Origin of the sequence: Achromobacter sp. NPDC058515 (assembly GCF_042721735.1) — a bacterium.
Taxonomy (GTDB): domain Bacteria; phylum Pseudomonadota; class Gammaproteobacteria; order Burkholderiales; family Burkholderiaceae_B; genus Achromobacter.
Window position 1 is genome coordinate 1 of record NZ_JBHXNI010000025.1, and the last position, 20,429, is coordinate 20,429.

Annotated in this window: 18 protein-coding genes, 1 tRNA gene and 1 pseudogene; 11 read left to right on the forward strand and 9 right to left on the reverse strand. The window is 67.5% G+C overall.

The features are described from left to right. Positions 1 to 75, reverse strand: a pseudogene (locus ACFWP0_RS28460) (type VI secretion system tube protein Hcp); the annotation flags it as partial. A gap of 594 nt (positions 76 to 669) precedes the next feature. Here ACFWP0_RS28460 and ACFWP0_RS28465 point away from each other — a divergent pair. From ACFWP0_RS28465 to ACFWP0_RS28480, 4 genes are all read left to right on the forward strand, one after another. Next, on the forward strand, positions 670 to 2,685 hold the full coding sequence (locus ACFWP0_RS28465) for a TonB-dependent receptor domain-containing protein (RefSeq protein WP_377848051.1): 2,016 nt from the start codon (positions 670 to 672) through the stop codon (positions 2,683 to 2,685). Positions 2,686 to 2,768: 83 nt separating this feature from the next. Further along, on the forward strand, positions 2,769 to 3,554 hold the full coding sequence (gene otnI, locus ACFWP0_RS28470; RefSeq protein WP_377847974.1) for a 2-oxo-tetronate isomerase: 786 nt from the start codon (positions 2,769 to 2,771) through the stop codon (positions 3,552 to 3,554). A 58-nt stretch (positions 3,555 to 3,612) separates the two neighbouring features. Further along, positions 3,613 to 4,590 carry a Bug family tripartite tricarboxylate transporter substrate binding protein gene (locus ACFWP0_RS28475; protein WP_377847976.1) on the forward strand — a complete coding sequence of 326 codons (978 nt, stop codon included), beginning with the start codon at positions 3,613 to 3,615 and terminating at the stop codon, positions 4,588 to 4,590. A gap of 114 nt (positions 4,591 to 4,704) precedes the next feature. Next, positions 4,705 to 5,280: a hypothetical protein gene (locus tag ACFWP0_RS28480; protein ID WP_377847978.1), complete on the forward strand. Its 576-nt coding sequence runs from the start codon at positions 4,705 to 4,707 to the stop codon at positions 5,278 to 5,280. 52 nt (positions 5,281 to 5,332) lie between these two features. Here the strand turns inward: ACFWP0_RS28480 and ACFWP0_RS28485 are convergent, their stop codons facing one another. Then, a complete protein-coding gene (locus ACFWP0_RS28485; RefSeq protein ID WP_377847980.1) occupies positions 5,333 to 6,232 on the reverse strand; it encodes an EamA family transporter in 900 nt (299 codons plus the stop codon). A gap of 64 nt (positions 6,233 to 6,296) precedes the next feature. Next, on the reverse strand, positions 6,297 to 6,941 hold the full coding sequence (locus ACFWP0_RS28490) for a LysE family translocator (RefSeq protein WP_377847981.1): 645 nt from the start codon (positions 6,939 to 6,941) through the stop codon (positions 6,297 to 6,299). A gap of 192 nt (positions 6,942 to 7,133) precedes the next feature. Here ACFWP0_RS28490 and ACFWP0_RS28495 point away from each other — a divergent pair, with 192 nt between their 5' ends. After that, positions 7,134 to 7,604, forward strand: a complete 471-nt coding sequence (locus ACFWP0_RS28495; protein WP_377847983.1) for an Lrp/AsnC family transcriptional regulator — start codon at positions 7,134 to 7,136, stop codon at positions 7,602 to 7,604. 51 nt (positions 7,605 to 7,655) lie between these two features. Here ACFWP0_RS28495 and ACFWP0_RS28500 read toward each other — a convergent pair whose 3' ends face one another. Next, on the reverse strand, positions 7,656 to 10,097 hold the full coding sequence (locus ACFWP0_RS28500) for a mechanosensitive ion channel domain-containing protein (protein WP_377847984.1): 2,442 nt from the start codon (positions 10,095 to 10,097) through the stop codon (positions 7,656 to 7,658). Positions 10,098 to 10,374: 277 nt separating this feature from the next. After that, positions 10,375 to 10,450: transfer RNA gene (locus tag ACFWP0_RS28505), tRNA-Phe, on the reverse strand. A 328-nt stretch (positions 10,451 to 10,778) separates the two neighbouring features. Between ACFWP0_RS28505 and hemA the strand changes: the two genes are divergently transcribed. From hemA to ACFWP0_RS28530, 5 genes are all read left to right on the forward strand, one after another. After that, the gene (hemA, locus tag ACFWP0_RS28510) at positions 10,779 to 12,053 is read left to right on the forward strand and encodes a glutamyl-tRNA reductase (protein WP_377847986.1); all 1,275 of its coding nucleotides are present in this window, start codon (positions 10,779 to 10,781) and stop codon (positions 12,051 to 12,053) included. An 85-nt stretch (positions 12,054 to 12,138) separates the two neighbouring features. After that, entirely contained in the window at positions 12,139 to 13,221 is a 1,083-nt protein-coding gene (prfA, locus tag ACFWP0_RS28515) for a peptide chain release factor 1 (RefSeq protein ID WP_377847987.1), read from the forward strand. A gap of 16 nt (positions 13,222 to 13,237) precedes the next feature. Then, positions 13,238 to 14,053 carry a peptide chain release factor N(5)-glutamine methyltransferase gene (prmC, locus tag ACFWP0_RS28520; protein WP_377848053.1) on the forward strand — a complete coding sequence of 272 codons (816 nt, stop codon included), beginning with the start codon at positions 13,238 to 13,240 and terminating at the stop codon, positions 14,051 to 14,053. A 276-nt stretch (positions 14,054 to 14,329) separates the two neighbouring features. Continuing rightward, complete coding sequence (gene grxD / locus ACFWP0_RS28525) at positions 14,330 to 14,656, forward strand: Grx4 family monothiol glutaredoxin (protein ID WP_006391696.1); 327 nt, start codon at positions 14,330 to 14,332, stop codon at positions 14,654 to 14,656. A gap of 7 nt (positions 14,657 to 14,663) precedes the next feature. Beyond that, a complete protein-coding gene (locus ACFWP0_RS28530; RefSeq protein ID WP_377847989.1) occupies positions 14,664 to 15,224 on the forward strand; it encodes a UbiX family flavin prenyltransferase in 561 nt (186 codons plus the stop codon). Between the two features lie 56 nt (positions 15,225 to 15,280). Here ACFWP0_RS28530 and ACFWP0_RS28535 read toward each other — a convergent pair whose 3' ends face one another. Beyond that, positions 15,281 to 16,354, reverse strand: a complete 1,074-nt coding sequence (locus ACFWP0_RS28535; protein WP_377847991.1) for a DUF6817 domain-containing protein — start codon at positions 16,352 to 16,354, stop codon at positions 15,281 to 15,283. Between the two features lie 177 nt (positions 16,355 to 16,531). Between ACFWP0_RS28535 and ACFWP0_RS28540 the strand changes: the two genes are divergently transcribed. Then, complete coding sequence (locus ACFWP0_RS28540) at positions 16,532 to 17,326, forward strand: MetQ/NlpA family ABC transporter substrate-binding protein (protein ID WP_377847993.1); 795 nt, start codon at positions 16,532 to 16,534, stop codon at positions 17,324 to 17,326. Between the two features lie 12 nt (positions 17,327 to 17,338). Here the strand turns inward: ACFWP0_RS28540 and ACFWP0_RS28545 are convergent, their stop codons facing one another. Genes ACFWP0_RS28545 through ACFWP0_RS28555 form a run of 3 tightly spaced genes read right to left on the reverse strand, consistent with a single transcriptional unit; the run spans position 17,339 to position 20,429 of the window. Beyond that, on the reverse strand, positions 17,339 to 18,145 hold the full coding sequence (locus ACFWP0_RS28545) for an SDR family NAD(P)-dependent oxidoreductase (RefSeq protein ID WP_377847994.1): 807 nt from the start codon (positions 18,143 to 18,145) through the stop codon (positions 17,339 to 17,341). Then, positions 18,142 to 18,927 (reverse strand): citryl-CoA lyase, encoded by a 786-nt coding sequence (locus tag ACFWP0_RS28550; RefSeq protein ID WP_377847996.1) that lies wholly within the window; start codon positions 18,925 to 18,927, stop codon positions 18,142 to 18,144. Before ACFWP0_RS28550 ends, ACFWP0_RS28545 begins: the two co-directional genes overlap by 4 nt. Further along, complete coding sequence (locus ACFWP0_RS28555; protein ID WP_377847998.1) at positions 18,924 to 20,429, reverse strand: class I adenylate-forming enzyme family protein; 1,506 nt, start codon at positions 20,427 to 20,429, stop codon at positions 18,924 to 18,926. The genes ACFWP0_RS28550 and ACFWP0_RS28555 overlap by 4 nt, the downstream gene beginning before the upstream one ends.

Sequence of the window (20,429 nt, forward strand, 5' to 3'; positions counted from 1 at the left end):
GTCGGCGGTGAAGGCGCCCTGGGTGATGTTGCCCTGGGTTTTACCGGTGATGCTGATGTAGGCGGGGGTAGGCATGACGGACTCCGTTGTCGTCGAAATGGCCCCGAAGGGCCGGAAAGCTTCCCGAAGGAGGCGATGCGACGACATATGCAAAATCCATGCCAAGTTAATGAATAAAAAATAACTCCATTAAAATCAATGGCTTAAACACCATCAAACGGATTTCTAGTTTCTTATCAAAACCAGAGCATCAAAAAACCCGAGATTTTCACGAAAAATCGGGCCAAATTTGACCCGCTTTTTTCTAAGTGCTTGATAAATAAGGAATCACATCGGGTCAAAATTGGCCCGGGCGGGTCAAATTTGGCCCGCTCTATCTTTTGGAACGATCTGGACGGCGAATTGCGCATCGCTATATTGCGACGCCCCGCCGTGGCGTCAGGCCTGTGGAAGCGGGCCAGAAACCTTGCCGCCGGTCGCGCCGCGTGGCCTCGGACCTCCTTGCGCTAGTTATGAAATGTTATATCATTCGTGAATTGTTTGTAATGATATAACATCCAAGAGGGCAAGATGAAAGGCAAGAAGCAGGGGATCAACAGGGAAAGCGGCAAGTCAATTTCCTGGCGGGCGAGCCGCCGGGCCACATTGAAGCCTCTGGTGTGCTCGCTGATGCTGATGGCGCCCGTCGCGCAGGCGGAGACCGAGGCGGATGCCCCGCGCGCCAGGACGCTGGCGCCGATCACGGTGTCCGCCAATCCTCTCGGCCTGGACCTGAACAGCACCACGCAGCCGGCCTCGGTGCTGGAGGGCGATGCGCTGATCGAGCAGCGCAGCGGCACGCTGGGCGAGACGCTGAAGAACCTCCCCGGCGTCAATAGCGACACCTTTGGCGGCGGCGCCAGCCGTCCGGTGATACGCGGCCAGACCGCTCCGCGCGTGAAGGTGCTGTCCGACGGCTCCGAAGTGATGGACGCCTCGGGCATCTCCCCCGACCATGCGGTGACCGTCGAACCGCTGCTGGCCGAGCGCATCGAGGTGCTGCGCGGTCCGGCCACCCTGCTGTACGGCGGCGGCGCGATCGGCGGCGTCGTGAACGTGGTGGACAAGAAGATCCCGACCGAGGTGCCCGAGAAAGGCATTGCCGCCGAGGCCGAGCTGCGCGGCGCGACGGGCACGCGGGAGCGCGCCGGCGCGGTCGGCATCACGGCGGGCGAAGGCCAGTTCGCGGTGCGCGTGGAAGGCATGAAGCGCCGCACCAGCGATTACGACGTGCCCGACTGGCCGGGCGGCAAGCTCGAAGGCTCATACAGCGAATCGTCGCAGGGCTCGGTCGGCATGTCGTGGATCACGCCGCGCGGCTACGTCGGCCTGGCGTTCACGCATCTGGAAAGCGAGTACGGCCTGCCGGGGCACAATCACGAATACGAAGGCTGCCACCCCCACGGCACCCACCTGCATTGCGGCGGTCACGATCATGGCGACGAAGGCGAGGAGGGGCACGATCACGACCATGAGCACGAGCATGGCGGCGTGCCCTATGTGAAGCTGCGCAGCAACCGCCTGGACCTGCGCGCCGAATATCAGGATCCGTTCGCCGGGTTCGAGAAGATCCGCGTGCGCGGCGGCCTGACCGACTACCAGCATGATGAGATCGAGGGTGGCGAGGTCGGCACCCGCTTCAAGAACAAGGGCTACGACCTGCGGGTGGAGCTGCAGCACAAGCCCATCGCCGGCTGGCGCGGCGTGGTGGGCCTGCAGAATGCCTACAGCGACTTCCGCGCCGATGGCGAAGAGGCCTTTTTGCCGCGCAGCAAGACGCGCGCAAACGGCCTGTTCGTGCTTGAGGAATACCAGTTGAACGACTGGCGCTTCGAGCTGGGCGCGCGCCAGGACTGGCAGCGCATCTCGCCTTCGGGCGGCGCGTCGCGCAGCAGCCTGTCGGGCACCTCCTTGTCGGCCGCGGCCATCTGGGACTTCGCGCCGCAGTACTCGGTGGCCCTGTCGCTGTCGCGCTCGCAGCGTCTGCCGACCGCCCAGGAGCTGTATGCCGATGGCGTCCACCTGGCCACCAATACGTATGAACTGGGCAATTCGGACCTGACCCGCGAAACGTCGCACAACATCGACCTGACGCTGCGCAAGCACTCGGGCGACACGACGTTCTCCGCCAGCGTGTTCCACAACCGCGTGAAGAACTATATCTATGCCAACACGCTGGACCGCTACGAGAACTTCCGCCTGATCGAGTACACGCAGCGCGATGCGGAATTCACTGGCGTGGAAGGGGAGATCCGGCACCAGTTCACGCCGGTGTTCTCGGCGGCCGTGTTCGGCGACTACGTGCGCGGCAAGCTGACCGGCGGCGACGGCAATCTGCCGCGCATCCCGGCCGCCCGGGCGGGCTTGCGGGGCAACGTGAAGTGGGACCAGTGGTCGGGCGGCGTCGAATACGCCCGCGTGTTCGCGCAGAAGGACATTGCCGCCTATGAGGAAAGCACGCCGGGCTACAACATGGTCAACGCCGTGGTGGCCTATCGCGGCCAGTACGGCGAGACGGGCTATGAGGTCTACCTGCGGGGCACCAATCTGCTGAACAAGCTGGCGTACAACCACGCCTCGTTCATCTCGTCGGTGGCGCCCTTGCCGGGGCGCAGCGTGATGCTGGGCGTGCGCATGACGTATTGATCCTGGTTGGGGGGCGGCGCCGGGCTGTGATATTTTCCCCGGAGGCCGCCGTGGGCGGCGGCTGAATGCGCCAGGAGCCCGCCATGCTGAAGTTCGCCGCCAATCTGTCGATGATGTACACGGAACATGCGTTCCTGGACCGCTATGCGGCGGCCGCCGCGGACGGCTATGCGGGGGTGGAATGCATGTTTCCCTACGAGGCGCCCGCCGCCTTCGTGCGCGAGCGCATGGACGCGGCCGGCGTCGCGCAGGTGCTCTTCAATGCGCCGCCCGGCGTCACCGCGCGCGGCGAGCGCGGCCTGGCCGCCTTGCCGGGCCGGCAGGCGGAATTCCAGGCGGGCATCGAGCAGGCGCTGTGCTACGCGACGGCGCTGTCCTGCGCCAATGTCCATGTGATGGCGGGCCTGGTCCCGGCGGGCGCTTCGCGCCAGGCCATGCTGGACTGCTACCAGGACAACCTGGACTGGGCGGCCCGCGAGGCCCGCTCGGCCGGCGTCACCCTGCTGATCGAGCCCATCAATACGCGAGACATCCCCGGCTACTTCCTGAACCGCCAGGACGAAGCGCATGCGGTCGTGCAGGCGGTCAACGCGCCCAACCTGAAAGTGCAGATGGACCTGTACCACTGCCAGATCGTGGAGGGCGATGTCACCATGAAGCTCCGGCAGTATCTGCCCACCGGGCGGGTCGGCCATCTGCAGATCGCCGGGGTGCCCCTGCGGCAGGAACCCGATCGCGGCGAACTGGACTACGGCTGGGTGTTCGGGGTGCTGCGCGAATTGCAGTATGGCGGATGGATCGGCTGCGAGTACCGGCCGGCGGGTTCGACCTCCGCCGGCCTGCGCTGGCTGGGCGCCGCCCGCGCCTGAGCGCCGCCGATATATAGTCTGCATCTCAATTACATCGAGTAGGGCAGGAGACAACATCATGTTCACAGGCATGCGGCGCGCGCTGTTGGCGGTGGCGTTGACCGGCGCGGCCGCCGCTCCGTTCGCCTCGCCGGCCGCCGGCTATCCCGACCACCCCATACGCTGGCTGGTGCCGTTCAGCGCGGGCGGGGGCAGCGACATTGCCACCCGCATCGTCGCCAAGCATGTGGGCGAGACCCTGGGGCAGCCGGTGGTGGTCGAGAACCGGCCGGGCGCCGCCACCATTGTTGCGGCGCAGGAAACCGCCCGGGCCGCCCCTGACGGGTACACGCTGCTGACGGCGGGCATGAGCACGCTGGCGCTCAACCCCTGGCTGTACAGCAAGCTGCCCTACGATCCGCAAAAGAGCCTGACGCCGGTTTCCACCCTGGTGGCCCTGCCCATCGTCCTGGTCGTCGCCCCGGATTCCGGGCTGCACAGCCTGGCGGACGTGACCGCCTACCTGAAGCGCGACAAGCCGGGCAGCTATGCGTCCCTGGGCGTCGGCAGCCCGCATCATCTGGCGATGGAACTGTTCCTGGAAACCATCAAGGGCCAAGCCATGGCCATTCCCTACAAGGGCACGCCGCCCGCCTTGCAGGATGTGGCCGCCGGCGTGTTGCCGATGATGATGGCCGACCTGGCCGCCGCCCGTCCGCTGATCCAGGCGGGCAAGCTGCGCGCCATTGCCGTGCCGGCGGCGCGGCGTTCGGAACAGCTGCCCGACGTGCCGACCTTCGCCCAGGCGGGCGGTCCGGCCTTCGAAGCGGCGGCGTGGCAGGGCGTGGTGGCGCCGGCCGGCACGCCGGCTCCCATCGTCGAAAAACTGAGCCAGGCGATCGTGCAGGCGCTGCAATCGCCCGACGTGGTCAAGCAACTGACCTTGCAGGGCATGGAGCCCACCGGCAGCACGCCCGAGGCATTCGCCGCCTATGCCCGCCAGGAGCACGAGCGCTGGGGCGCGGTCATCCGCCACAAGGGCATTTCGGCGGAGTGAACCCGGCGGCGGTAACAGCCGCCGCAAGGTGTAACCGGCGCTGCCTTGCACGCGAGGCGGGCGTACGATAAAGCCATGTCGATCCTGCCCGGATGCCCGGGCGAGGAGATTGCCATGTCTCTGATCGTAGCAGCCCGATTCGAGGGCTTCGAGGCGGCGCAGGGCGCGGTCCAGCGCCTGGGCCTCAGCGGCTTTCCCGACTGGGATATCCATACCTTCTACGTGAATCCCGCCGGCGAGCACGGCCGCTACCCCTTTGGGGGCGACCGCCGTTCCGATCCGGACTCGGGGCGCGCCGACATGGGCGCGTACCTGGGCGCGGGCGGGGTAGGCGCGGTGTTTGCCGTCGTGGGCGGTTTCGTGGCGTCGGAGTTCAGCGATTCGATCGCCGCGATCCTGGCAGCCGCGGGTGTGGGGGCCTATCTGGGATCGCTTTTTGGCGCGCTCTGGGTGACGGGCCACGGCAGCACTCAGCACGGCCACTTCAACCCGGATGCCCATGCCGAAATCCGCCAGGCGGGCGTGATGGTCGCCGTGCGGACCCGCCCGCAACGCGAAATGCTGGCTTGCCGCATCCTGCGCGATGCAGGCGGCGCGGACGTGGAACACGCCAACGGCCGATGGCGCAACAACCACTGGGAAGACTTCGATGCGCTGGCGCCGCCGCAGCGCGAGCCCGGCTTTGGTTGAACGCGTAAAGCGCTAGTGGCGTGCCTGGCGGCGCCGGACGCCGCCAGAACGGCTAGCCGGCCGCCGGACGCTTGCGGCCGCGCTGCGCCGTCGCCGCGCAACCCGCGGAGGCGACGATGATGCCGCCGATGGCCAGCCACTGCGTCTGGGTCAGGTGTTCGTTCAGCACGATCACGCCGGCCAGCGCGCCCATGGCGGGTTCCATGCTGAGCAGCACGCCGAAGGTCTTTTGCGGCAGGCGGCGCAGCGCCACCATTTCCAGCGAGTAGGGCAGCGCGCTGGACAGCACGCCGACGGCAATGCCGGCCAGGATCAGCTTGGGGTCAAGCAGCGCCATGCCCGCGTGGGCCGCGCCCACGGGCAGGACGACCATGGTGGCCGCCAGCAGCCCCAGCGACGTCGCCTGTCCGCCATGGACATGGCCCGCCATCTTGCCGAAGATGATGTAGAGCGCCCAGCAGACGGCGGCGCCCAGCGCATAGGCGATGCCCTCCGGATCCAGGTCGTGGATGGATTGGCCGGTCGGAATCATCAGCACCAGCCCGGCCAGCGCGCAGGCGATCCAGACAAAGTCGATTGCGCGCCGCGACAGCACGACGGCCAGCGTCAGCGGCCCGGTGAACTCGATGGCGATGGCCACGCCCAGCGGCAGGGTGCGCAGCGCCATGTAGAACAGCAGGTTCATGCAGGCCAGGGTGACGCCGTACAGGGCGATCCTGGCCGCGTTGCCGCGCGTCAGCGGAAAGCGCCACGGGCGCCAGAAGGCCAGCAGGATGATGGCGCCGATGACGATGCGATAGGCCGTCGTGCCCTGCGCGCCCACTTCGGGAAACAGCGACTTGGCGAACGAGGTGCCGATGCACAGGGATGCCATCGCGCCGATCAGCGACAGCGTGGGAAGCAGCATGGAGGACGAGGCGTTGTGCCTGTTGTTCAAGGTCGCGGCGGTCATGAGGACGGGGTGTGGCTCGATGCGTGGGGCGGTTCGGGAAAAGCGACGGAGGCGCCGGCGGGGCTCAAGGCGCCGGATTGACGGCCGTGGAGTAGAGCACATACAGCGCCAGCCCGAGCATGATGGCGCCCAGCAGGCCTTGCTGCATGCGCAAGAACCACGGGTTTCGCCCGACCCAGCCGCGGATGCGCGACGCGCCGTAGGCGAAGAAGCTGCCATAGGGCAGGCTGAGCGCTTTCATGGTGATGCCCAGCACCAGCATCTGGACCCAGACCGGCCCGTTGTCCGGACTGGTGAACTGCGGCAGGAAGGCGATCATGAACAGCAGCACCTTCGGGTTCAGCAGGTTCGTCGTGAAGCCTTGCCAGAAGGCATCGCGGGCGTCGCCCGGGCGGGCCGCCAGCGACACGTCGGCGGACTGCGCGCAGCGGATCATCGCCTTGATGCCCAGGTAGCCCAGGTACAGGCCGCCCGCCGCCTTGATGCCGACGAACAGCGTCGGAAAGGTGCGCAGCACGGACGCCAGACCCAGCACCACGGCGGGCACCTGGATGAAGCCGGCCGCCACATTGCCCAGCACGCTATGGAAGGCGGGCCGGAATCCCTGTGTCATGCCCCGCGACAGCGTCAGCGCCATGTCCGGGCCGGGCGTGAGCTTGAGCGCCGCGTCGGCGGCAAGAAATAGCAGGAAAAGCTGGAGCGAGGGCATTGCGCGATACGGCGGAGGGTCCCGCGGCGCGGGGTGAAGGCTCCCAGTGTAAGCAAGCGGCCTGAATATTTCCTGCGTCGGGGGCGGCCGAAATGAAGTTTCCAGTCGAAATGGGGCCGGATTCCGTCGCGGCCGAGATTAGAATCTGCCGATAGCCGTGCCGCCCCGATCCCCAAGCGTTCCGAGACCTCCATGGAACTAGACGATTTCGACCTCCAGATCCTGCAAAGCCTGCAGGAAGACAACCAGCGCACCAGCCAGGAAGTCGCTCAGCGCGTGAACCTGTCGCCCGTGTCCTGCCTGCGCCGCATGAAGCGGCTGCGCGAGGCCAAGGTGGTGACGGCGGACGTGTCGGTGGTGGATCCCGCCGCCCTGGGGCGGGGAATCACGATGGTGGTGCTGGTGACGCTGGAGAGCGAGCGGGCCGACAAACTGGACCAGTTCAAGCGCGCCATGCTGGGCGCGCCCGAGATCATGCAATGCCTGTCGGTCACGGGCGAGGTCGATTTCGTGTTGACCCTGACCATGCGCGACATGGCCGAATACGAGGTATTCGCCCAGCGCCATTTCTGGGGCAATCCCAACGTCAAGCGCTTCTCCACGCTGGTGGTGATGAACCGGGTGAAGTACGGGATGGCGGTGCCGGTGACCACATCGGCTTGAGCGGCGCGGGGCCGTCTTCGGCCCGTTGCAGCCGCCGCGCCGGCATGCCGGTCAGCCGGGCTCGGGCGGGGCCGGGCGAGAGGGCTGGCTTGCGGCCAGCGCATGGCTTGCTTCCTCCGAAATGCTGCGCAAGTGCAGGTCCCGCTGCGGGAAGGGGATCTCGATGCCAGCCTCCCTCAGCGCGTCGTACATCCGCGTCAGCAGGTCGCTGCGGATGTCGATCCAGCGGTCGAAGTCATACGTCCAGGCGCGCACGCTGAAATCCAGCGTGCCGGGGCCGAAGCCCATGAACAGCACCGCCGGCGCGGGCTCGGTCACGATGCCCGCCGTCTGCCGCGCCAAGCCGTCCAGCAGTTCGATCACCTGCCGGGGTTCCGTGCCGTAGGCCAGGCCGATGCTGATCTCGATGCGGCGGCTGCGGTCCAGCATCGTCCAGTTCGTCAGCTTGTCCGACAGCAGGGTGCCATTGGGTACGATCACGTCCGCGCCCTCGAAGGTCTTGATCCGGGTGGCGCGCATCCCGATGTCGCGCACTTGCCCCGAGGTGCCGCCGATGTCCACCACGTCGCCCGGCTGGATGGGACGCTCGAACATCAGAATCAGGCCGGACACGAAATTGTTCACCACGTTCTGCAGGCCGAAGCCGATGCCCACGCCCAGGGCGCCGAACACGATGGTCAGCTGGCTGGTCTGGAAGCCGGCCGCCGACAGGGCGACCGCCAGGCCGAGCAGCAGCACCAGGTAGTACGTCAGCGAGGCGATGCTGTTGCCCACGCCGCGCGGCAGCGACATGCGGGTCATGACCTCGTCGCGCAGGATCAGGCGTATGGTGCGCGCGGCCCAGAACGCGATCACCACCGAGATCACGAACACCAGAATATTGCCCAGGCTGATCGAGATCTGGCCGAAGGCCAGTGTGTAGGACAGCACCTGCGCCGCGAATGCGTAGGTCGAGCGCAGCACGCGGAAGCGGTCCATCGCGTAGACGGCCCAGCCGACAACGGCGGCGGCCGTCAGCAGGCGGATCAGCAGCTGCACCAGGGGCGGCGCGTGTTCGCGCGCCAGGCGGAAGCGCGAAATACCCTGGCGCGCCAGCAGCAACTGCAGCAAGGTGATGATGACCGTCACGCCGGCATACAGCACCAGCCCGAAGTACCCGCTGCCGATGACGCCGCTGGTCAGCATCTCGGACAGGGAGACGTTGCCGAACAGATTGGCGACCAGCGACACGCACAGCAGGACGACCGCGGCCCACGCCACGGCGCGCAGCGCCCGGACCAGCCGCGCGGACGCGACGGGGTGCTCCTGGCGCCTGCCGCGGGCCAGGAGCCAGAGGATGGCGGTCAGGGCCAGCGCAGCCAGGGCGACGGTGGAAAGCCGGTAGAACAGGGTATTGGCCAGGAAGAGGAACCCCAGCCGCTCCGCCAGGAACAGGCCGGTGATGGCATGGGGCCACTGGTCGAGCTGCCGGCGGCTGGACGGCGGAAGCAGGCGCAGCACGGGGATGGCCGCCAGCACCAGCGCGACCTGCTGCACCATCAGCGGAGCATCCGGCTCCAGGGCCAGGACGCCCAGCATGGACAGCAGCAGCCAGGTGGAAATGGGCCGCCCCAGCACGCCCGCGGCCGTCTCGCTCATGACGCCCGCGCGGATCGCGTGGCGGCTCTTGTGGGCCAGCCAAAGCAGCAGCGGCAGCAGCAGCACCTGCAGCGCGTGCAGGGCGCGCTGGTTGCCGCTGTCGGCCGCGCCATACTCCCGCGCGAAGCGGACTTCGATGTCCAGCCCGGTGCGCAGCAGGGTCAGCGTGTCTTCGCCGGAGCCGGCCGCCTGTCCCAGCGCCCACAGCGGCGGCGAATCCACGCGCAGCAGGCGCGCGTCGACATAGTTGATCGCCTCGGCCACCGAGCGCTCGCCGGCCCTGATCTGCTCCTCGATGGCGCTGGCGCGCTGCTCGAGTTCAACCTGGCGGGACAGCGGGCCGGACAGGGCCTCGCCCGCGGCCGTCAGTTGCGCCACCACCGCGTTCACCCGGTCGGCCAGGGCGGGCGGCAGGCCGACGGCGCCGGGCGCGTCCTTGATCGCCTGCCATGCCGTGCGCCGCCGCAGCAGCTCCGCCGCGTCGCTGGCGTACCAGGCGGTCGCCTGCCGCATGTCGGCGTGCCAGTGCGCCAGCCGACGGGCGTCGAAGAGCCAATGCCGCTCCAGGCTTTCCAGCCGCATGATGGGCAGGTTGCGAAGCTGGGCCGGCTGGAATTCATATAGCTTTTCGTCGGCGGACTTGGCGATCGCGTCAAGGGTGGGCGTGAACGCGGCCGCGGGATCGGCCGTGGCGGCGCGCTGGAGCACCCCTTCGGCATAGCGCAAGTCGGTGTCCGCCCGCAGGGGAATGTCCGCCATCTGTATGGCCGGGATCGGCTGCTCCGTGGGCGCGGCAGGCGTGGGCGTGTCCGCCGCGTGCGCCAGGCGCGCCAACCCCAGGGCCATCGCAAGCATGCAGAAGAGAACTCGTGCGCGAACGCGCATATCGCGACTCCGTGAGGGGTACGGACGGGCTACGGGCTACGGACTGCGGCTAAGGACTTGCTGCTGGGGACAGGGACGGACCGCAGCGGCGGCATCTCACAATATCGCGAAATGCTGCGCGCTTGAAGGGGGATGGAAAACGGCAGGCGCGTGCCGATGCGGCATTGCGCGAAGAGGAAGGCGCGTTCGTTGCGCCGCAAAGCAAAAAGCCCAGCCGTATTTTGTACGGGCTGGGCTTTTTTAATTCTGGTGGCCTGGGGCGGAATCGAACCACCGACACAAGGATTTTCAATCCTCTGCTCTACCGACTGAGCTACCAGGCCAACGAAGTCCGCAACTATACACAGTTTTTCAGACTTGCGCCAGCCGGCGCGAAAAAAGTTGAATATTTTTCGCATCGGATCCGAAGAGCGCCGGCAGCAGATCGTCGGCCGGACTGTTGGCTGCGCGGCACGAAAGGTGCGGCGCAAGGTCGCGGTTGGGGGCCGGATTGGTCTGGGGATAACCCGCAGGGGTATAATCAAAAGCGGTCTGCTGTTACGGCTTGACGGTGGCGCGCCCTTGATGCGCGACAAGCCAGCCGTAGCGCGTTGTTCTTATAGTGGCAGTTCTTAACGCTTAGCCGCGGGTGGCTCCAGCCCCCCCTCTCACATGTCGGTAGCTGTCCTTGCCTTCGGTCTGAATCACACGTCCGCGCCGGTATCGGTCCGCGAACGCGTGTCCATGCCCGTTGATCTGGTCAAGCCCGCGCTTGAAGGCCTGCGTTCGGCGTTCGGCGGTTCTGTCCGCGAAGCCGCCATCCTGTCCACCTGTAACCGCACCGAGATCTACTGCGCGGCCGACGGCCACGTGGCCGATCAGTTGCCCGCCTGGCTGGCTGAACACAACCGCCTGGACGCCGGCACGCTGCGCCCGCACCTTTATCGCCATCACCAGGACGACGCCGTCCGCCACGCCTTCCGTGTGGCCAGCGGCCTGGATTCCATGGTGCTGGGCGAAACCCAGATCGTGGGCCAGATGAAGGACGCCGTGCGCGCCGCCGGCGAAGCCGGGTCGCTCGGCACCCTGTTGCATCAGATGTTCCAGCGCACCTTCTCGGTGGCCAAGGAAGTGCGGTCGCAGACCGCCATCGGCGCGCAGTCGGTGTCCATGGCCGCCGCCGCCGTGCGCCTGGCCGAACGCGTGTTCGGCAACCTGGACCAGGCCCGCACGCTGTTCATCGGCGCGGGCGAAATGATCGAATTGTGCGCCACGCACTTTGCCGCGCAGCGCCCGCGCAGCATGGTGGTGGCCAACCGCACGGCCGAACGCGCCGAGATCCTGGCCAACCGCTACTCGGCCAGCACCATGAAGCTGTCGGACCTGACGGACCGCCTGTCCGAGTTCGACGTCATCGTCTCCTGTACGGCAAGCTCCCTGCCCATCCTCGGCCTGGGGATGGTGGAGCGGGCCACGCGCCTGCGCCGCCACCGCCCGATGGTCATGATCGACCTGGCCGTGCCGCGCGACATCGAACCCGAAGTCGGCCGCCTGGACGACGTCTATCTGTACTCGGTGGACGACCTGGGCCGCCTGGTGCAGACCGGCACCGATGCGCGCCGCGCCGCGGTGGTGCAGGCCGAAGCCATCATCGAAACCCGCGTCCAGGGCTTCATGCACTGGATGCAGTCCCGCGAAGTGGTGCCCGTCATCCGCGACCTGCACCAGGCCGCCGAAGACGTCCGCGCCGCCGAGCTGGAGCGCGCCCGCCGCCTGCTGGCGCGGGGCGAATCGCCCGAGGCCGTGCTTGAACAACTGGCTCACGGCCTGACTCAAAAATACCTGCATGGTCCGCTTGCGGCGCTGAACCGCAGCGAAGGCGACGATCGCAAGCAGTTGCTTGCCTGGATGCCGCGCCTCTTCCCCGGCCGCGACTCCCGCCGTTAGCGGCGCTGTCCCACGTCCCGCCTCCTGGCGGGCGTTCGTTCTTGTGGACGCCCGCTGCTCCTGTTTCCTCTTTGGTCATTCCCCCATGAAATCTTCCATGCGCAGCAGGCTGGAGCATCTGTGTCATCGCCTGATCGAGGTTGACGCGCTGCTCGCCGAACCGGAAACCGCGTCCGATATGGACCGCTTCCGCAAGCTCTCGCGCGAACGCGCCGAGCTGGAGCCCGTGGTCGAGGCGTTCACCGCCTTCGCGCGCACCGAGGAAGACCTGGCGACCGCGCAGGAAATGCTGTCCGATCCCGACATGAAGTCCATGGCCGAGGACGAGATCAAGGCCGGCCGCGGCAAGCTGGAATCGCTGGAAGCCGCGCTGCAGCTGTTGCTGCTGCCGCGCGACCCCAATGACGGGCGCAGCGTGTTCCTGGAAATCCGCGCGGGCACGGGCGGCGACGAAAGCGCGCTGTTCTCCGGCGATCTGCTGCGCATGTACACGCGCTACGCGGAACAGCGCGGCTGGCGCGTGGAGCTGATGTCGGAAAGCGCGTCGGAGCTGGGCGGCTACAAGGAAGTGATTGCGCGCATCGACGGCGACGGGGCCTATGGCCGCCTGAAGTTCGAATCGGGGGCGCACCGCGTGCAGCGCGTGCCCGCCACCGAGGCGCAGGGGCGCATCCACACGTCGGCCTGCACCGTGGCCATCATGGCGGAAGCCGACGCGATGTCGGAAATCGTCATCAACACGAACGATCTGCGCATCGACACCTTCCGCGCCAGCGGCGCGGGCGGCCAGCACATCAACAAGACCGACTCGGCCGTGCGCATCACCCACTTGCCGACCGGCCTGGTGGTGGAGTGCCAGGACGACCGCTCGCAGCACCGCAACAAGGACAAGGCCATGCAGGTGCTGGCCGCGCGGCTGAAGGACAAGGAAACACGCGAGCGCCAGAGCAAGGAAGCCGCCGAGCGCAAGAGCCTGATCGGCACGGGCGACCGGTCCGAGCGCATCCGCACCTATAACTACCCGCAGGGTCGCGTGACCGACCACCGCATCAACCTGACGCTGTACAAGCTGCAGCAGATCATGGAAGGCGATCTGGAAGAGCTGACGGGCGCGTTGATCGCCGAGCACCAGGCCGAGCAGCTCGCAGCCCTGGGCGACGACATCTGAGGCGGGCGCAATGACTATGCCCCAGCTCAACAGCCTGCTGCTCGACGCCCGCCTGCCGCGCCTGGAAGTGCGCATGCTGCTGGAGCACGTGCTGGGCAAGCCGCGAGCCTGGCTGCTGGCGCATGACACCGATACGCTGAGCCCCGAAGTGGCGGCGGCCTATGAGGCCCTGGCGCTGCGGCGCATCGCCGGCGAGCCCATGGCCTATCTGCTGGGCCAGCGCGAATTCATGGGCCATGTGTTCCGGGTGACGCCCGACGTGCTGATCCCGCGCCCGGACACCGAGGTGCTGGTGGAGACCGCGCTGGAGTGCGTGGCCGGCGTGGCGGGGCCCGCCGTGCTGGACCTGGGCACGGGCAGCGGGGCGATCGCGATTTCGATCGCGCTGGCGCGCCGCGATGCGCGGGTGATGGCGTCCGACGTCAGCGCCGCCGCGCTCGCCGTGGCGGCCGCCAACGCCTGGGACCTGGCCGCGTCGGTGCGGTTCGTGGAAGGCAACTGGTACGAGGCCGTGCCCGCGGGCGAAGGCTTCGACCTGATCGTGTCCAACCCGCCCTATGTGGCCAGCGACGACCCGCACCTGGACCAGGGCGACCTGCGCTTCGAGCCGCGTGGCGCGCTGACCGACGGGGCGGGCGGGCTGGAAGACCTGGCCCGCATCGTGCAGGGCGCCGGCCGGCACCTGAAGCCGGGCGGGGCGCTGTGGATGGAACATGGCTGGGACCAGGCGCAGGCGGTGCGTGGCTTGCTGGCGGCGGCCGGGTTTGAAGACGTGCACAGCCGCCAGGACCTGGCCGGGATCGAGCGGATCTCCGGCGGCCGGCGATCCTGATGGGTGTCTCCTGATGGGTGTCTGACACCCTTGGATCTGATGGGTGTCTGACACCCTTGGGTCACCCGTGCAAGCTGAAGTCTGTCTCCGGCGGGTGTCGGACACCTGGTCCGGGTGTCAGACACCTGGTCTGCGGCTGCTGAGGCGACCGGCCTGTTACAGGCCGCCAACCCCTGATTTTCCGGATAAACCGGCGGGGCCCCGGGGTAATCCGGGCGGTTTTCCCCGCTGTACCTATAATTGGCGTATTCCGTTATGCCTGTCCAAGAGACCACCATGAGCGACGTTCAAGAATTCATCCGCGAAACCGTGACCCAGCACCCCGTCGTGCTGTTCATGAAGGGCACCGCCCAGTTCCCGCAATGCGGCTTTTCCGGCAAGGCCATTCAGATCCTGAAGGGCTGTGGCGTGAAGAAGCTGGTTACCGTCAATGTGCTGGAGGACGACGAAGTCCGCCAGGGCATCAAGGAATTCTCCAACTGGCCCACCATTCCGCAGCTGTACGTGGCCGGCGAGTTCATCGGCGGCTCGGACATCATGAATGAAATGAACGAGTCCGGCGAACTGAAGACGCTGCTGGAGCAATCCGGCGCAACGGCTTAAGGCCTCCATGCGGCGACTGGTCATCGGCATCACGGGCGCCACCGGCGCGCTCTACGCGGTGCGCATGCTGCAGGCGCTGCGCGGCGTGGACGATGTCGAGACGCATCTGGTGGTGTCGGCCTCCGGCGTGCTGAACATCAAGCACGAGCTGGATGTCAGCCGCCACGACGTCTACGCGCTGGCGGATCACGTCCACAGCGTGCGCGATGTGGGCGCCACGCTTGCCAGCGGCGCGTTCCAGACCGCGGGCATGGTGATCGTGCCGTGCTCCATGCGCACGCTGGCGGCGGTGGCCCACGGCCTGTCGGATAACCTCATCACCCGCGCCGCCGACGTCACGCTCAAGGAACGCCGGCGCCTGGTGCTGATGGTGCGCGAGACGCCCTTCAACCTGGCTCACCTGCGCAACATGACGGCGGTGACCGAGATGGGCGGCATTGTGTTTCCGCCGCTGCCGGCGTTCTATCACCGGCCCGCGTCCATCGAAGAGATGGTGGACCACACCGTGGCGCGCGTGCTGGAGCTTTTCGACATCGCCGTGCCCGGCCCGCACTGGGAAGGCACGTAGCAACGGCTGCAAGCAAACGGCCCCGCAAGCGGGGCTGCTTTCATTCCGGCGGGAGCTTACTGCACCAGCCCCAGCCCGTTCAGCGCGCCCAGGTTTTCCGGCCACTGCCGCGCGCGCGCGTTTTGCAGCTCGATGCGCGCCCAGGCCATCCAGCCGGCCCATTCGATGCGCTTGTCCCATGCCGTGCCCCAGGCCTGCAGCGCGGCCAGTCCGGCGGCGGCGTGCCGTTCGGCGGCCTCGAAGTCGCCCGCCGTCAGCGCCAGTTGCGCCAGCAGCAGGCGCGGCTCGCCTACCCACGGATTGTGTTCCACCGCCGCCTCCAGCATGTGGCGCGCGCTGTCCATTTCCGTCAGCGGGTGCATGCGGGTGATGACCTGCCAGTACAGCGCGCTGGCGGCGGCCTCGTCGCGCGGGCTGAGGGTGGCGCGGCAATGGCCGAACGCGGGCGGGATGGGGATGCCGGTGTCTTCGGGCATGCGCGACAGCGGCGCCAGCAGGTGCGACAGCATCGACAGGATGTTTGACGGCGGCTTGAGCGGGCCGGGCCACAAGGACGACGCCCAGTTTGTCTTCAGGTCGCGGCGCTGCTGCTGCGGATAGCCCGCGAAAATCTCGTCCTGCCAGCTATGCCATTGCTCGCCGATGTCGGCGGCGGACACCACGGTGAAGGCGGCGACCTGGCGCGGCGTGAAGGTGTATGTCTGGCCGTCCGCGCCTTCCAGCGCGAGGCCTTCGGCGCCCGCGCCCTGGCCTTGCAGGATGGCTTGCACGAACTTCGTGCGCGGCATGGCGCAAAAGAGGCTGACCCATTCCTCGGCTTCGGCGTCCAGAACCTCGCGCAGCGCGTCGCGCTCGCGTTCGCGGTCAAAGAGGGTGAGGTCCACGTACTCGTTGCCGTAGACGCTGTGGAACAGGCCCAGCAGGCGCACTTCGCGAGGCTGGTTCCAGAGCGTCAGCGTGCGGTAGACGCCCAGCAGGTGGTGCTTGAACGTGCCGGCCTTGTGCCAGTCTTCGCCGGCGCTGCGGGCGAACAGCAGGTCCAGCAGGACGGGCAGGTCGGCATCCACGGCGGCATAGTGGTCGGCCAGCAGCGCGCGCGCGTGCGGATGGAGTTCGGTGGTGGTGGACATGGAGTACGGGCGTGGAGAATGAAAGCAGGCTCTATTGTGTCTGGATGCGGCGGTGCTGTCATCGCCATGGGCTTATATGGAAATGCTCATATCAATATGAGTATTCATCGCTTCCGGTTTTGAAGGACGGTCACTAGAATCCGGGGTCATTCTTTTTCTTACCAGTAGAGACTTCCCATGCGCCTTCGCCATACCCTGGCCGTTTTTGCCACCCTGATCGGTTTTGCCAATACTCAGGCCATGGCGCAGGATGCCGAACTGAAGGTGGGCGTGACCGTCGGTCCGCACGCGCAGATCGGCGAAGTGGTGCAGCAGGTCGCCGCCAAGGAAGGCCTGAAAGTGAAGCTGATTGAATTTAGCGACTTCATCCAGCCGAACGCCGCGCTGGACGCCAAGGAGCTGGACCTGAACATCTATCAGCACAAGCCCTTCCTGGAGTCGCAGAACAAGGCGCGCGGCTACAAGCTGGCGCCGGTGGCGACCGCCGTGGTGCAGCAGATGGGCATCTATTCCAAGCGCGTGAAGTCGCTGGACGCCTTGCCACAGGGCGGCAAGGTGGCCATTCCGAACGATCCGACCAACGGCGCGCGCGCCCTGCTGGTGCTGCAGGCCGCCAAGCTGATCACGCTGAAGGACGGCGTGACCGTGACGGCTTCGCTGTTCGACATCGTCGAGAACCCCAAGGGCCTGAAGTTCGTCGAGATCGAAGCCGCGCAGCTGCCGCATTCGCTCAAGGACGTGGACGCCGCCGCGGTGAATTCCGCCTACGCGATTCCGGCGGGCCTGTCGCCCGCCAAGGACGCGCTGGCGCTGGAAAGCAAGGAAGCGCCGTTTGCGGCGGTGGTGATCGCCGCGCGCGAAGACAACAAGAACGATCCGCGCATCGCCCGCTTCATCAAGGCTTATCAGTCGGATGAGGTCAAGGCTTTCGTCGCCAAGCAGTTCCCGGGCGCCTACACCACGTCCTGGTAAGCCGGCGGCCGCCTACGCGTACTTGCCGGTCAGGCCGCCGTCCACGACGAGCTCCGTGCCGGTGATGTACGACGCCTCGTCCGAGGCCAGGAACGCTACCGCGCTGGCGACTTCCCATGGCGTGCCCATGCGCCCCATAGGCACCTGTTTGTCGCGCGCCGCGCGCGCGGCTTCCAGATCGTTCGCGTCGAACATGCGAGCCACATTGGCCGCGACGCGCGGCGTGTCGATCAGGCCGGGAATCACCGTATTCACGCGGATCCGGTCGGCGGCGTATTGCTGCGCGGCCATGCGCGCGAAATGGATGACGGCCGCCTTGCTGACGCTATAGGCCAGGTGGGGATAGCCCGTGTATCGGATCCCCGCGATTGAAGAGACGGCGACGATGGCGCCGCCGCCCTGCGCGCGCATGATGGGCGCGAGCAGCCGCGTGGCGATCAGCAGGCTGGTCACGTTCACTTGCTGGATGCGGTCCCAGTCTTCCAGCGAGATGTCCTCGGGCCCGCCCACCTTGCCGATGCCGGCGTTGGCCTGCAGGATGTCGATGCGGCCGTAGCGGCGCATCGCGGCCTGGACCGCCGCCTGCATGGCGTCAGGGTCGGCGACGTCCGCCTGCACCGGCAGCGCGCTGCCGCCCGCCAGCCCGACTTCGTGCGCGGCGTCTTCGGCCGCGGCCAGGCTGGCGTCCAGCGCGACGATGGACGCGCCCTGCCGCGCCAGCGTCACGCAGCTGGCTTTGCCGATGCTCCAGCCGGCGGCCGACGCGCCGGCCCCGGCCACCAGGGCGACCTTGCCCGCCAGGCGCGTGTCCAGCGTCATGATTGGCCGCCGTCCTGATGGGTCTTGCCCTTGCCGACGTAGGGAATGGCGTGATCGATGGTTTCCCAGATATAGCGTCCGGAGGGGCTTTGCTGCTCTTCGGCCACATGGGACACCAGGCCGGCGGCGCGGGAGATGACGGCGAAGCCGCGCATCAGGTCGGTCGGCACGCCGATCTCGCTGAGCAGGGCGGCCACGGCGCCGGTGGCGTTGATGGTGATGTGCTTGCCGTAGGTCTCGTCCACCGCGGCGGCCAGCAGGCGCAGCGCCTTGATGGATTCGCCGCCCAGCTCGCTTTCGGCCTCGGCCAGGGCCAGGAGCTTGATCGAGCGCGGATCGTCCGGCTTGTGCAGATGGTGGCCGAAGCCGGGCAGCGCGCTTCGGGCGGCGCGGAATTCGCGCGCGATCGCCAGCGCCTCGGCCTGTCCGTCGGCCGCCTGCCGGATGCGGTCCAGCAGGCGCGAGCAGTTTTCCATGGTGCCGACGAACTGGCTGCCCACGGCCATCAGGCCCGAGGCCACGGCGCCTTGCAGGTTCTCCGGCGCGCTCATGTAGATCAGCCGCGTGGCGATGGCGCTGGGCGTCATGCCGTGCTCCATCAGCGTGACCAGCACGGCGTCGACGATGCGCAGGTCCACGGGGCGCGCGTCGCGTCCCAGGATCTGCATGATCATGACTTCGGTGAACGTCTTCTTGCCGATCAGGTCTTCCACCAGATCGACGTCCCGATAGGACATGCCGGCAAGGTGGTGCGCGCAGAGGCGGGTTTCGGGCGTATTCATGAGGTCTCCTTTTGTGCCGCGTCTCGCACGGCGTTCTTCAGCACCTTGCCCACGCTGGAGCGCGGCAGGCTGTCGTGGATGTGGATCTGCTTGGGCGTGGCCACCGGGCCAAGCAGCGCGCGCACGTGGGCCTTGAGCTCGTCGGCGCCGGCCTGCGCGCCGGGATGGAATTGCACCGCGGCGTGGACGGCCTCGCCCCATTTGTCGTCGGGCAGCCCGAACACCGAACACTCGTAGACGGCCGGATGCGCGGACAACGCGTTCTCGACGTCCACCGGATAGATGTTGAAGCCGCCGGTGATGATGACGTCGCGCAAGCGGTCTTTCAGGAACAGATAGCCGCGCGCGTCGATCAGGCCGGTGTCGCCGGTGTGCAGCCAGCCATCCACCACGGTCTCGGCGGTCTTTTCCGGCAGTCGCCAGTAGCCCGTCATCACCAGGTCGCCCTGCACCACGACCTCGCCGATTTCGCCGCGGGGCAGCAGCCTGCCTTCCGGATCCATGACCGCCACGTCGGACAGATGCGTGACGCGTCCGACCGAGGCGCGGTTCCCGGGCGCTTCCAGGTCGGCGGGACGCAACACCGTGACGATCTGCGGCGCCTCGGTCTGGCCGTAGGTGGTGCCCAGCACCGGGCCAAAAAAGGCGCGCGCCTGTTCGATCTTTTCGACGGGCATGGGCGCGCCGCCGTAGATCAGGTTGCGCAGGCACGGGAAGTTGGCGCGCGATACGCCCGGCTGCGCCATGATCATGTAGATCAGCGTCGGCGGCATGAAGCTGAGCGTGCCGCCGCGCTCGCGGAACGCGGCGGTGATGGTGGCGGGCGTGACGCTGTCGAGCAGCAGGTGCGCGCCGCCCTGGGCCAGTACGGGCAGCAGATAGGTGCCCGTGCCATGGGTGATGGGGGCGGACACCACATAGCGGTCCTCGGCGGTGAGGCCCCAGCTGGCGATCTGGTTGATGATGCCGGCGTTCCAGGCGCGGTACGGCTGCATCACGCCCTTGGGCAGGCCGGTGGTGCCGCCGGTGAACTTGATGGCCTGCGTGGCGTCGCGCGGCAGCGCATGGCGCAGCGGCTCGCGGCCCGCGCCGCGCGCCAGCAGGGAGTTCAACGCCAGCTCCGCCGAACCGTCCGCCAGGTCGATGCGCCGGGCCGCGCAGGCCGGCACCAGCGGCGCGCCCACGTCGTCCACGATCACGATGGACGGCGCGGTGGCGTCCAGGATGCGGCCGATCTCCCGCTCCGTGCTGCGGTAATTGAGCGGCACCCAGACCTTGCCGCTGGCCAGCACGGCCAGCAGCGCCAGGATGTGGCGCGCCGAATTGCCGGCGCAGATGGCCACGCGCGTCTGCGGCTCGGGGTCCAGGTCCTGCAGGACGGACGCCAGCGCGCGGGTGTCGGCGGCCAGCCGCGCATACGTGACCTGCCCGTCGGGGCCGTCCAGCGCCACGCGCTCCGGGTGCTGCTCGGCGGCGCGGAAGAAGAAATCTATCGGGTACAC